The 11,776-nt window shown below is 69.4% G+C and carries 14 protein-coding genes; 7 read left to right on the top strand and 7 right to left on the bottom strand.

The window, feature by feature from the left end:
* Nucleotides 1–8: 8 nt before the first annotated feature.
* On the bottom strand, nucleotides 9–818 hold the full coding sequence (locus tag AC1MEY_RS15520) for an enoyl-CoA hydratase (RefSeq protein ID WP_480226384.1): 810 nt from the start codon (nucleotides 816–818) through the stop codon (nucleotides 9–11).
* A gap of 107 nt (nucleotides 819–925) precedes the next feature.
* Here AC1MEY_RS15520 and AC1MEY_RS15515 point away from each other — a divergent pair, with 107 nt between their 5' ends.
* The 3 genes from AC1MEY_RS15515 to AC1MEY_RS15505 are packed head-to-tail and all read left to right on the top strand — an operon-like array spanning nucleotide 926 to nucleotide 3,837.
* Entirely contained in the window at nucleotides 926–2,029 is a 1,104-nt protein-coding gene (locus AC1MEY_RS15515; protein WP_480226383.1) for a CaiB/BaiF CoA transferase family protein, read from the top strand.
* A 54-nt stretch (nucleotides 2,030–2,083) separates the two neighbouring features.
* The gene (locus tag AC1MEY_RS15510) at nucleotides 2,084–2,836 is read left to right on the top strand and encodes a 3-hydroxyacyl-CoA dehydrogenase (RefSeq protein WP_480226382.1); all 753 of its coding nucleotides are present in this window, start codon (nucleotides 2,084–2,086) and stop codon (nucleotides 2,834–2,836) included.
* A gap of 5 nt (nucleotides 2,837–2,841) precedes the next feature.
* Nucleotides 2,842–3,837 (top strand): NAD(P)H-dependent flavin oxidoreductase, encoded by a 996-nt coding sequence (locus AC1MEY_RS15505; RefSeq protein WP_480226381.1) that lies wholly within the window; start codon nucleotides 2,842–2,844, stop codon nucleotides 3,835–3,837.
* A 116-nt stretch (nucleotides 3,838–3,953) separates the two neighbouring features.
* Here AC1MEY_RS15505 and AC1MEY_RS15500 read toward each other — a convergent pair whose 3' ends face one another.
* The gene (locus AC1MEY_RS15500; RefSeq protein ID WP_480226380.1) at nucleotides 3,954–4,076 is read right to left on the bottom strand and encodes a hypothetical protein; all 123 of its coding nucleotides are present in this window, start codon (nucleotides 4,074–4,076) and stop codon (nucleotides 3,954–3,956) included.
* Nucleotides 4,077–4,323: 247 nt separating this feature from the next.
* A complete protein-coding gene (locus AC1MEY_RS15495; RefSeq protein ID WP_480226379.1) occupies nucleotides 4,324–4,446 on the bottom strand; it encodes a hypothetical protein in 123 nt (40 codons plus the stop codon).
* A 229-nt stretch (nucleotides 4,447–4,675) separates the two neighbouring features.
* Here AC1MEY_RS15495 and AC1MEY_RS15490 point away from each other — a divergent pair, with 229 nt between their 5' ends.
* The 3 genes from AC1MEY_RS15490 to AC1MEY_RS15480 are packed head-to-tail and all read left to right on the top strand — an operon-like array spanning nucleotide 4,676 to nucleotide 8,289.
* Nucleotides 4,676–6,973, top strand: a complete 2,298-nt coding sequence (locus tag AC1MEY_RS15490) for an MMPL family transporter (protein ID WP_480226378.1) — start codon at nucleotides 4,676–4,678, stop codon at nucleotides 6,971–6,973.
* A 1-nt stretch (nucleotide 6,974) separates the two neighbouring features.
* Nucleotides 6,975–7,658, top strand: coding sequence for a TetR/AcrR family transcriptional regulator (locus AC1MEY_RS15485; protein WP_480226377.1), 684 nt, complete (start codon nucleotides 6,975–6,977; stop codon nucleotides 7,656–7,658).
* The gene (locus tag AC1MEY_RS15480) at nucleotides 7,651–8,289 is read left to right on the top strand and encodes a class I SAM-dependent methyltransferase (RefSeq protein ID WP_480226376.1); all 639 of its coding nucleotides are present in this window, start codon (nucleotides 7,651–7,653) and stop codon (nucleotides 8,287–8,289) included. Before AC1MEY_RS15485 ends, AC1MEY_RS15480 begins: the two co-directional genes overlap by 8 nt.
* 102 nt (nucleotides 8,290–8,391) lie before the next feature.
* Here AC1MEY_RS15480 and AC1MEY_RS15475 read toward each other — a convergent pair whose 3' ends face one another.
* Nucleotides 8,392–9,105 carry an NAD-dependent deacylase gene (locus AC1MEY_RS15475; RefSeq protein WP_480226375.1) on the bottom strand — a complete coding sequence of 238 codons (714 nt, stop codon included), beginning with the start codon at nucleotides 9,103–9,105 and terminating at the stop codon, nucleotides 8,392–8,394.
* A 37-nt stretch (nucleotides 9,106–9,142) separates the two neighbouring features.
* Here AC1MEY_RS15475 and AC1MEY_RS15470 point away from each other — a divergent pair, with 37 nt between their 5' ends.
* Entirely contained in the window at nucleotides 9,143–9,508 is a 366-nt protein-coding gene (locus tag AC1MEY_RS15470; protein WP_480231511.1) for an Rv1152 family transcriptional regulator, read from the top strand.
* Here the strand turns inward: AC1MEY_RS15470 and AC1MEY_RS15465 are convergent, their stop codons facing one another.
* The 3 genes from AC1MEY_RS15465 to AC1MEY_RS15455 all read right to left on the bottom strand — a co-directional run bounded on the left by AC1MEY_RS15465 (nucleotide 9,509) and on the right by AC1MEY_RS15455 (nucleotide 11,726).
* Nucleotides 9,509–10,282 (bottom strand): class I SAM-dependent methyltransferase, encoded by a 774-nt coding sequence (locus AC1MEY_RS15465; protein WP_480231510.1) that lies wholly within the window; start codon nucleotides 10,280–10,282, stop codon nucleotides 9,509–9,511. It abuts the gene before it with no gap.
* 101 nt (nucleotides 10,283–10,383) lie between these two features.
* Nucleotides 10,384–10,908, bottom strand: coding sequence for a DUF1697 domain-containing protein (locus tag AC1MEY_RS15460; RefSeq protein WP_480226374.1), 525 nt, complete (start codon nucleotides 10,906–10,908; stop codon nucleotides 10,384–10,386).
* Nucleotides 10,905–11,726, bottom strand: a complete 822-nt coding sequence (locus AC1MEY_RS15455) for a class I SAM-dependent methyltransferase (protein ID WP_480226373.1) — start codon at nucleotides 11,724–11,726, stop codon at nucleotides 10,905–10,907. Before AC1MEY_RS15455 ends, AC1MEY_RS15460 begins: the two co-directional genes overlap by 4 nt.
* Nucleotides 11,727–11,776 lie beyond the last annotated feature (50 nt).

The following is an 11,776-nucleotide window of genomic DNA, read 5'->3' as shown; positions in this document are numbered from 1 at the left end:
CGGTGTGGCTAGTGATCGGTGAACGTCGCGGAGCGACGCTGCTGGAACGCCCGGGTGCCCTCCCGGAAGTCCGGCGCGACGAGCAGTTCCAGCTGGCCCTCGGTCTCGCGGTCGAAGGCGCCCTCGAGTTCGGTCAGGGTCGCGGAGTTGATCGCCTGCTTGGTCTTGCGCAGCGCCACCGCGGGTCCGGACTTCAGCGTGGCGAGGACGGCGTCGACCCCGGCGTCGAGTTCGTCGGCGGGGTACACCGCACTGACGAGCCCGGCGGTGAAAGCGTCGGTGGCCGAGAGTCGTTCGGCCAGCAGCGCCATCCGCATCGCGCGCGTGCGGCCGATCGAGGCGGCCACCAGAGCCGAGGCGCCGCCGTCGGGCATGAGGCCGATCTTGGTGAACGCCAACAGGAAGTACGCTTTCTCCGACGCCAGGATGACGTCCGCGGCGATCGCCAGCGAGACGCCGACACCGGCGGCCGGCCCGTGGACCACCGACACCACCGGCTTGGGCAGCGCCACCATCGCGCGCACCACCAGGTTGGCGGCGGCGAGCACGTCCTCGGGCGCGCCACTCGCGCTGGGATCGGCGTGGTCCTCCGCGCTGATGCCTGCGCCCGAACTGAATCCGCGTCCGGCGCCGCCGAGTCGGACCACCCGCACGGCCGGATCGGTCGCGGCGCGATCCAGGTTGTCGCCGATGGTCTGCAGCATGGCCGCCGTCAAGGAGTTCAGGCTGTCCGGCCGGTTCAGGGTCAGCGAGAGCACCCCGTCGTCGAGGGACACCGCCAGATGGTCGATTCCGGTGTAGGACTCGGTCGCGGTCATGTGCCTCGCCTCGGTTGGGGCGAGCCGAAGGCCCGCAGCGGATTGACTTGGTTATACAAGTAGGCTTTGGCGGCGGTCAACTAGGTCTACTTCTGGAGGACAGGGCAATGGCAGGACCACTTCACGGATTGCGGGTCGTCGAGCTGGCCGGTATCGGCCCCGGACCACACGCGGCGATGATTCTGGGCGACCTCGGCGCCGACGTCGTACGCATCGAACGGCCGAACAAGGGTGGTGGCATCCCGGGTGGCAGCCGCGACTCGATGCTGCGGAACCGTCGCTCGGTGGCCGCGGACCTCAAGAGCGACGAGGGCCGCGACCTCGTGCTGACGCTCATCGCGAAGGCCGACGTGCTCATCGAGGGATTCCGTCCCGGCGTCACCGAGCGCCTCGGTCTCGGACCGGAGGACTGCGCCAAGGTCAACGAACGACTGGTCTACGGCCGGATGACGGGCTGGGGACAGGACGGTCCGCGGGCGCTGCAGGCCGGGCACGACATCAACTACATCTCGCTCAACGGGCTGCTGCACGCGGTCGGCCGCAAGGGCGAGCGTCCGGTGCCGCCGCTCAACCTCGCCGGCGACTTCGGTGGCGGATCGATGTTCCTGCTCGTCGGGATCCTGTCCGCCCTGTGGGAACGGCAGACGTCGGGCAAGGGCCAGGTGGTCGACGCGGCGATGATCGACGGCTCGAGCGTGCTGATGCAGATGATGTGGGGCTTCCGTGCGAGCGGGATGTGGAACGACGAGCGCGGCACGAACATGCTCGACACCGGAGCGCCGTACTACGACACCTACGAGACGGCCGACGGCAAGTACGTCGCCGTCGGGGCCATCGAGCCGCAGTTCTACGCCCAGCTGCTGGCCGGTCTCGACCTCGATCCGGCGACGCTTCCCCACCAGCAGGACATCGGCCGCTGGCCGGAGCTGAAGGAGACGTTCACCGCGGCGTTCGCGGCCAAGGACCGCGACCACTGGGCGTCGGTGTTCAACGGGACCGACGCGTGCGTCACCCCGGTGCTGAGCTTCGCCGAGGTGGAGACCGAACCGCACATCACCGAGCGCAAGACCTTCTTCCACGACGTGTCCGACGCCGGCGACAACCTGGAGCCGGCGCCCGCGCCGCGTTTCTCCCGCAGCAGGCCCGACGCGCCGACGCCGCCGCCGGTCAGTGGCGCCGACAACGACGCCGTGCTGAGCGACTGGGTATAGTCCCAACCAACCAGTAGGTCGGCACTGGCGCCGGCCCGGAGAGAGGAACGATCAGTGCAGATCAAAGACGCCGTTGCCGTCGTCACGGGCGGTGCGTCCGGGCTCGGCCTGGCCACCACGAAGCGACTGCTGGACGCCGGGGCGAGTGTGGTCGTGATCGACCTGCGCGAGGGCGACGAGCTGGCCAAGCTGGGCGAGCGGGTGCGCTTCGCCTCGGCCGACGTGACCGACGAGGCAGCCGTGACCCAGGCTCTCGACCTCGCCGAGTCGCTCGGCCCGGTGCGCATCAACGTCAACTGCGCGGGCATCGGCAACGCCATCAAGACCCTCGGCAAGGAAGGCGCCTTTCCCCTCGCCAAGTTCACGAAGGTCATCGAGGTCAACCTGATCGGCACGTTCAACGTGCTGCGGCTGGCAGCCGAGCGGATCGCCAAGACCGAGCCCATCGGCGAGGAGCGCGGCGTGATCGTCAACACCGCGTCCGTCGCGGCGTTCGACGGACAGATCGGCCAGGCCGCCTACTCCGCATCCAAGGGCGGCGTCGTGGGCATGACGCTCCCGATCGCCCGGGACCTGTCGCGCAGCCTGATCCGCGTCTGCACCATCGCGCCCGGCCTGTTCAAGACCCCGCTGCTGGGTTCGCTGCCCGAGGAGGCGCAGCGCTCGCTGGGTCAGCAGGTGCCGCACCCCGCGCGCCTCGGCGATCCCGACGAGTACGGCGCGCTCGCCGTGCACATCGTGGAGAACGCGATGCTCAACGGCGAGGTGATCCGCCTCGACGGTGCGATCCGCATGGCTCCGAGGTAGACGCGATGACGATCAGGACGAAGTTCACCGAGGTGTTCGGGGTCGAGCACCCCATCGCCCAGGGTGGCATGCAATGGGTGGGTCGCGCGGAACTGGTTGCGGCCGTGGCCAATGCGGGCGGCTTGGGTTTCATCACCGCGCTGACGCAGCCCACGCCCGCGGACCTGGCGCGCGAGATTGCCAAGACCCGCGAGCTGACCGACAAGCCGTTCGGGGTCAACCTGACGATCCTGCCGTCGATCAATCCGCCGCCGTATGACGAGTACCGGCAGGTGATCGTCGACGAGGGCGTGAAGGTGGTCGAGACCGCCGGCTCGAATCCGGCGCCGCACCTGCCGATGTTCCACGACCACGGCATCAAGGTGCTGCACAAGTGCACCTCGGTGCGGCACGCGGTCAAGGCGCAGAGCCTCGGCGTCGACGGCATCAGCATCGACGGCTTCGAGTGCGCCGGACACCCCGGTGAGGACGACGTGCCGGGACTGGTGCTGATTCCCGCGGCGGCCAAGCAGATCGAGATCCCGATGATCGCCTCGGGTGGCTTCGGCGACAGCCGGGGTCTGGTGGCCGCGCTGGCGTTGGGTGCCGACGGTGTCAACATGGGCACCCGCTTCATGTGCACCCAGGAGTCCTGCATCCACCAGAACGTCAAGGATGCGATCGTCGCCGGTGACGAGCGGGGCACGGAGCTGATCTTCCGCAGCCTGCGCAACACCGCCCGGGTGGCGAGCAACACCGTGTCCCGCGAGGTCGTGGAGATCCTCGCCGGCGGCGGTCAGTTCGAGGACGTCAAGGATCTGGTGGCCGGTGTCCGTGGTCGCAAGGTCTTCGACGACGGCGACCTGGACGCGGGGATCTGGACGGTCGGCACCGTGATGGGCCTGATCGACGACATCCCGACCTGCGAGGAGCTGATCTCGCGGATCGTCAGCGAGGCCGAGGAGATCATCGGCGGGCGGCTCGGCGGCATGCTGTCGGCCTCCGCTGCGGCCACCGTCTGACCCCTGAACGCACGAGAGCCGCCGACCCATGGGTCGGCGGCTCTTCGTGCATCGAGTCGGCGCGTCCGCTCGGTGACGCGCGCCGGCATCAGGCGGGCTCCAGGGCCCGCTTCGGCTCAGACAGCGAAGGCGAGTTCCGGGAACTGTTCGGTGGTATCACCCTCGATGAGGACGTCGCCGTGGTAAAGGGCGTCGAAATCAACCTTGATGACGTTGTCATTGCTCTCGTCGATCCACATGTACTGAACAGTAACCACGGGGATTGAGAGAACTCTGAGCCTGCTCTCTGAGTTTGGTGGCATTTCTTACCGCTCAGTAGGGTCCGACGCCGGTTCGCGCCCCTAGAACGAAGAAAGCCGCCGACGAATATGTCGGCAGCTCGTGTCAGGGCTGGTCGAGCCCGGTGCGCGCGTCATGGCGCGTCTCTCGTCCCGCGCGCGTGCGCGCGGCATCTCGGCCGAACCGGGCGGGCGAACCCGCCGTCGGTCAGACCGCGGCGGCGAGGTCGGGGAACTGCTCGGAGCAGTCACCCTCGACCAGGACGTCGCCGTGGTACAGCGCGTCGAAATCAACCTTGATGACATCGGCACTGGTGTCGTCGATCCACATGTACTGGACAGTAACCATCACCTTTAAGAGTTCTTTGAGTCACAGTTCAGAAAACGTTGGCAATTACTACCCGCGGGTAGGTTCGGCGCCGCGGGTGACGACCGGTGTAGCGGGTTGGTGCCGTTCAGCCGGGCCCCCCTTGCTCCGCTCGTCGGCTGCTGCGACACGCCGTTGACCAGCTGAGTTACCGCTGATAAGTTACCGCCGGTATCCGTAGGGGGGGTCGTTCGTGCTTCGCAGAATCGCCATGCTTGCCATCGCCGCGCCGAAGCGCATCCTCGCCGCCGCCGCGGTACTCCTGGTGGCCGCCGCCGTGTTCGGGATCCCGGTGGCGAAGAGCCTGTCCGCGGGCGGCTTCCAGGACCCGACGTCGGAGTCCGCGCAGGCCACCGAACTGCTGACCCGCACGTTCGACCAGGGTGACATGCAGATGCTCGTCACCATCACCTCGCCCGACGGCGTCGACGGTCCGGCGGCCCGGGCCGTGGCGGACGACGTCGTCACCCGGCTCGAAAAGTCACCGCACGTCGCGAACGTGACGTCGGCCTGGACCGTGCCGCCGCAGGCCGCCGCCGAGCTGACCAGCCGTGACGGCGCCACCGGGCTGATCGTCGCCGGCATCACCGGCGGGGAGAACGACGCGCAGAAGTTCGCCAAGACCCTCGCCGACGAGGTGGTCTACGACCGCGACGGGGTCGAGGTGCGCGCCGGCGGCGTCGCCATGGTCTACGCGCAGATCAACGCCCAGTCGGAGAAGGATCTGCTGCTGATGGAGTCGATCGCGATTCCGTTGAGCTTCCTCGTCCTGGTGTGGGTCTTCGGCGGGCTGGTGGCGGCGGCGCTGCCCATGACGATCGGCGCGCTCGCGATCGTCGGATCGATGTCGGTGCTGCGGCTGATCACGTTCAGCACCGACGTGTCGATCTTCGCGCTCAACCTGTCGACCGCACTGGGGCTGGCGCTGGCGATCGACTACACCCTCCTGATCGTCAGCCGGTACCGCGACGAACTCGCCGACGGCGTCCCCCGGGAGAAGGCGCTCATCCGGACCATGTCGACCGCGGGCCGCACGGTGCTGTTCTCCGCGGTGACGGTCGCCCTGTCGATGGCGGCGATGCTGCTGTTCCCGATGTACTTCCTCAAGTCGTTCGCCTACGCGGGCGTCGCGACGGTGGCTTTCGCGGCCGCCGCGGCGGTGATCGTGACCCCCGCGGCGATCTGGTTGCTCGGCGACCGGCTCGACGCGCTGGACGTCCGACGCCCGATGCGGCGGCTGTTCCGCCGACAGGCGCCCACGCCCAAGCCCGTCGAGCAGCTGTTCTGGTACCGGTCCACCCGCTTCGTCATGCGCCGCGCCGTGGTCATCGGCCTCGCGGTGGTGGTGCTGCTGCTCGCGCTCGGTGCGCCGTTCCTGTCGGTCAAGTGGGGCTTCCCCGACGACCGCGTGCTGCCCACCACCGCGTCGGCGCACGAGGTCGGCGACCAACTGCGCGACGACTTCGCCGATGACTCGTCGACGGCGGTCACCGTCGTGATCCCCGACGCCGAGGGACTCGCGCCGGCGGCTCTCGACGGCTACGCGGCGCAACTGTCCCGGGCGCCGGACGTCGCCTCGGTGTCGGCGCCGACCGGGACGTTCGTCGCCGGTGAGGCCGTAGGGCCACCGTCGGCCCCGACGGGACTCTCCGACGGCAGCGCCTTCATGACGGTCGGTAGCACCGCGCCGCTGTTCTCCGACCGCTCCGACGTCCAACTCGATGCGCTGCACGCCGTCCCCGGGCCGGACGGCCGCTCGGTTCAGTTCGCCGGCATCGCGCAGATCAACCGCGACAGCGTCGACGCGATCACCAGCAGGCTGCCGTGGGTGCTGGGCCTCATCGCGATCATCACCTTCGGCCTGCTGTTCCTGCTGACCGGGAGCGTGACGCTGCCGCTGAAGGCCGTGGTCCTCAACGTGTTGTCGCTGACCGCGGCGTTCGGTGCGCTCGTCTGGGTCTTCCAGGACGGTCACCTCGGGGCCTTCGGCACCACGCCGACGGGCACGTTGGTGGCCAACATGCCGGTGCTGCTGTTCTGCATCGCGTTCGGGTTGTCCATGGACTACGAGGTGTTCCTGGTCGCCCGCATCCGGGAGTACTGGCTCAAGCTCAAGCCCGCGGATTCGGTGCCGGGGGCCGAGGCGCGCCTGGCCAACGACGAGGCGGTGGCGCTCGGCCTGGCCCGCACCGGCCGGGTCATCACCGCTGCGGCACTGGTCATGTCGATCTCGTTCGCCGCCCTGATCGCCGCGGAGGTGTCGTTCATGCGGATGTTCGGCGTCGGACTGACGCTCGCGGTCCTCGTCGACGCCACGCTGGTGCGGATGCTGCTGGTGCCGTCGTTCATGCACGTGATGGGCGGGTGGAACTGGTGGGCGCCCGCGCCGCTCGCCCGGTTGCACCGACGGATCGGCATCAGCGAATCCGGGCCGGACGACGACGCGCCCGATCCGCCACTACCGGTGGCGAGTGCCTCCGAGGTGCACTGACATGACGGTCGCACCGCTCAAGCGACGGCGTGCGCCACGCGGTTCGGGGGAGCAGCTCCGTGACGAGATCCTCGACGCGACAACCGATCTGCTCAAGGAGACCGGCCACGCGAAGGCCGTGTCCATCCGTGCGGTCGCGCAGCGCGTCGGGGTCACGCCGCCGTCGATCTATCTCCACTTCGTGGACAAGGACGCCCTCCTCGACGCCGTCTGCGCGCGCTACTTCGAGCGCCTCGACCGGGTCATGCAACAGGTCACCGTCGATCAACCGTCGACGATCGACCGGCTGCGCGCCCAGGGCATGGCCTACGTGCGGTTCGCGCTGCAGACACCCGAGCTGTACCGCATCGCGCTGATGGGCGAGCCGATGCCCGGCAGCGACGTCGACGTCACCCTGAACAGCTCGGCGTTCGTGCACCTGCGGGACTCGGTGCGGGCGCTCATGGACGAGGGCATCTACCCGGACGGCGACGCCACCGTGATGGGACTCGAACTGGTGGCCGTCGCACACGGGGTGGTCGCCCTGCTGATCGCGCGGCCCTACCTGCCGCTCGGCGACGCCGAGGAGTTCGCCGACAGGGTGCTGCGGGCTGCGTGCCTGGGGAGGATCGTGATGGGGGCGGTGGGCGACGACGTGCCGCCACAGCAGACGCTGCTCGTACTGAAGGGATTGACCGATGACTGAGGCGAACACCGTGGACAACCCGTTCTTCGCCACGCTCTGGGCGAGGATGTCGGCCCGCGAGCCCGAGTCGATCCGGCAGTTGCGCCGGGAGAACCTGGCCGGGCTGACCGGGCGCGTGCTCGAGGTCGGCGCGGGCACGGGCACCAACTTCCCGTTCTACCCCGACTCGGTCACCGATGTGGTCGCCGTCGAGCCCGAGCAGCGCCTCGCGACGCTGGCCCGCGTCGCGGCGGCCGAGGCGTCGGTCCCGATCACCGTCACCACCGACACCGTCGAGCGGTTCGAGGATCAGCAGCCCTTCGACGCCGTCGTGTGCTCCCTGGTGCTGTGTTCGGTCGACGAGCCCGATGGCGTTCTGCGGCAACTGTTCTCGGCATTGCGGCCCGGCGGTGAGCTGCGCTACCTCGAGCACGTCGCGAGCACCGGCCCGCGGGCTGGCCTGCAGCGCCTGGCCGACGCCACCGTGTGGCCGCGGCTGCTCGGCAACTGCCACACCCACCGCGACACCGAGGGCTCGATCGTCGACGCCGGCTTCGAGTTGGCGGCTGCGCGCCGGGAGTGGGTGCTGCCGAGTTGGGTGCCCATGCCGGTCTCGGAGACGGCGATCGGCCGGGCCGTCCGCCCGGCGTAGCTCCGCCCCCGCCATTACCGCGAGCAGTCGTGAACTCCCCTCGTTGCACACGAAACAGGGGAGTTCGCGACTGCTCGCCGGAAGAAAGGGGGCGTGGGAGGGTCAGCCCAGCAGGGCGGGCAGCCGCTGCAGCAGGGTGGGCAGTGCCGACGCGGCCTTCTCGCGCAGGCTCAGCGTCGCCGACGCCGACAGCGCCGTCTCCTCGGGGTTGACCTCGATCACCGGGATACCACTGGACAGGGCCAGCTCGGGGAGCCCCGCCGCCGGATACACCACGGCCGAGGTGCCCACGACGATCGCGACGTCGGCATTGCGCACTGCCTGGACCGAGCGGTCCCACGCGTCGGCGGGCAGGCCCTCGCCGAACCACACCACGTTGGGCCGGATGAGGCCGCCGCAGGAACAGGTGGGCGGCTCGACCACCTCGACGGGCTCGGGCATCGCGGGGAGCGGCCCGGTGTAGGCCACATCGCAGCGGTCGCAACGGAACTCGAAGAGGCTGCCGTGCAGGTGGTACACCCGGCTGCTACCGCCGCGCTCGTGGAGATCGTCGACGTTCTGGGTGACGACGTGCACCTCGGCGTGGTCCTCCCACGCCGCGACGGCACGATGCCCGTCGTTGGGGTCGACGGCCTTCATCATGTAGTGCCGCCAGAGGTACCAGGCCCACACCCGCTCGGGATGGCGCTGCCACCCGTCGCTGCTGGAGATCTCGTACGGGTCGACCTTGGCCCACAGTCCGGTCTCGACGTCGCGGAACGTGGGCACTCCACTCTCGGCGGAAATGCCTGCTCCGCTGAGCACGGTCACTTGCACATTCACCAAACTAGCCGTTTTTTGCTTTACTGGGCAGGTGACCGATTTGGGGGAATGGGTACGGGTGGATCCGCACACGACGAGACCACTGTTCGATCAATTGCGAACTCAGATCATCGAGGGGATTCGGGAAGGTCGTTTGTCGCCTGGGTCGCGACTGCCGACGGTCCGGGATCTCGCCGGTGAACTGAACATGGCGGTGAACACCGTCGCCAGGGCTTATCGAGAACTGGAGTCGGCGGCGATCGTCGAGACCAGGGGGAGGTTCGGCACGTTCGTCGCCCGGGCCGATCCGGCCGACTCGGCGATGGCCAGCGCAGCGCACGCGTTCGCGACGGCCGCGAGGTCGCTCGGCGTGGACAAGACGTCCGCGCTCGAGTACGTCGAAGCGGCGCTGAGCTAGCTAGCCGAACTCCAGCAACGTCAGCGCAGGCCGCACGGGGTCGAGCAGCGGAGTGCGCTGCGCGAGCCACAGCAGCTTGTTCAGGACGAGGCCCCTGCCCTGGGGCAGCGTCACGTCGTGCACGGCACGCACGCCGGGGACGACGTCGACGAGTCTGGCGGCCTCGGCTGCCGACATGCTGAACGGCATCGACGGGATGCGGTAGCGCAGTGACGTGCGCATGCCGCGGCGCGCGAACCAGGCGAACCACGACGGCGGCAGGTCGAACATCATCCGTCCGCCGGGGAACCGCCGCGCGCACTCGGTGATCACCGACATGGCCTCGGTGGGCTGCAGGTACATCAGCAGACCTTCGGCGGTGACGAAGACGCCCTGCTCGGGGTCGATGCCGTCCATCCAGCTGAAGTCGAGCGCGGACTGTGCGCACACCTCGACGCGGTCGGACGGCGGCAGCAGCCGCTCGCGCAACTCGACCACCGGCGGCAGGTCGACGGTGCGCCAGCGGAACCGGTCGGTCTCGGCGGCGGCGGCCACGCGGTAGTAGCTGGTCTGCAGTCCCTCGGCCAGCGCGACGACGGTTGCCGACGGGTGGTCGCGCAGGTAGTCGAGCGTGGCGCGGTCGAATGCGAGCGCGCGCAGCGCCATGTCCTGCCGGTTGGTGTAGCCGAACTTCGCGAAGTCGAAGGAGATGGAGTCGACGAGCCGGATGGCTTCCGGATCGTCGATGATCCCGTCGGGCCTGCGCGCCTCGCTGGCCCGGACCTGCAACGTCATCAGGGCGGTCTCGGACACGCCGGTGAGCGGGGCGTCGACCTTGCCCGCGGGGTCGTCGTCCGGATGGGATTCGGGGGTCACCTCCGCGAATGTACCGAAGCTCAGGCGGACAGCACCTTGTCGATGGTGCGGAGGTTGCGCGTGGTGGTCGAGGACTTGTAGCGCTTGCGGCCCATCGTCTTGCCCATGACCGAGGTGAGCGTCGCGGCGCGGGGGATCTGCCAGTACACGACGCCGCGGCCGGGGCGGATCGACTCGTCGGGCCCGGCGTCGTCGGCGAGGGCGGCCAGTTCGTCGAGCACTGCGGCGTCGCTGACGAACGTGACGTAGGAGTGGTGGTCGGCGACCTCGCGGGTGAACGGGTAGGCGTCGGAGACGGCGCGGACCGTCGCGAGGTCGTAGGCCAGCACCCAGGCGTCGTAGCCGAACCGGGAGCGCAGCGCCGCCTCCGCCCGCGCGCGCACGCCGGTTGCGTCGTCGTCGTGGTCGACCAGGACGTTGCCGCTCGCCAGGACGGTCGTCACGCGCTCGAACTCGGCCTCGGTCAACGCCGTCCGCACGTCGGCCATCTTGAGCGTGACGCCGCCGACGTTGACGCCGCGCAGGAAGAGCGCGTAGCGGGTCACCCGAACTCCAGCAGCGTGGCGCTCGGGCGCGCGCGGCGCAGTGCGGCGACGCGATCCAGCGGCGGCCACGACGCCGCGCGCCACGCTCCGCGGCCGCGCGGGAGCCGGACGTCGTGTGCGATGCGGATGCCGGGGATCAGGCCCGCGAGCGCGACCGCGTCGTCGGCACTCTGCCCGAACGGCATCGGCGGGGCGATGTAGCGATCGGACAGCTGCCAGCCCTTGAGCGTGCGCCGGCTCAGCCACGGTGGGATCGAGTCGAACATCATCTGCCCGCCGGGGAAGCGCGCCGCGCACTCGCGGATCAGGCCGAGCGCGTCCTCGGGCTCGAGGTACATCAGCAGACCCTCGGCGGTGATGAACGCGCCGTCGGTCGAGTCGACGCAGTCCATCCACGACGTGTCGAGTGCGGACTGGGCGAGTTCGGTGATGCGCTCGTCGCCCGGCAGCAGTCGGCGGCGCAGGTCGATCACCGGCTCGAGATCGATGGAGTACCAGCGGACCCGATCGACGGCGCCGGTGCGGTCCAGCCGCCAGAAGCTGGTCTGCAGCCCCTCGGCCAGGGCGACGACGGCCGCCCGCGGGTGGTCGGCCAGGTAGGCGCGGGCGGCGGCGTCGAAGGCGACGGCCCGCAGTGCGTGCGACTGGTTGGGCTTGCCGAATCTGAGGTAGTCGTACGAGATCGTGTCGAGCAGCGTCACCGCCCACGGGTCGCGGATCACGCCGTCGGACCGCTTGGCCTCGGTACCGCGGTTGTGCAGTGTCCACAGGGTGGTCGCCGATACGCCGTCCAGGGTGTTGCCATCGATGGCCTGCATGGCTGTCATCGTAGGGACCCAAGGTGCCAAACCCGGCCGGTTCCCGCGGG

This window comes from Mycobacterium sp. PTI7, assembly GCF_056679845.1.
The sequence above is the reverse complement of the archived record's forward strand: the minus strand, read 5'-3'. Positions and strand labels throughout refer to the sequence as shown.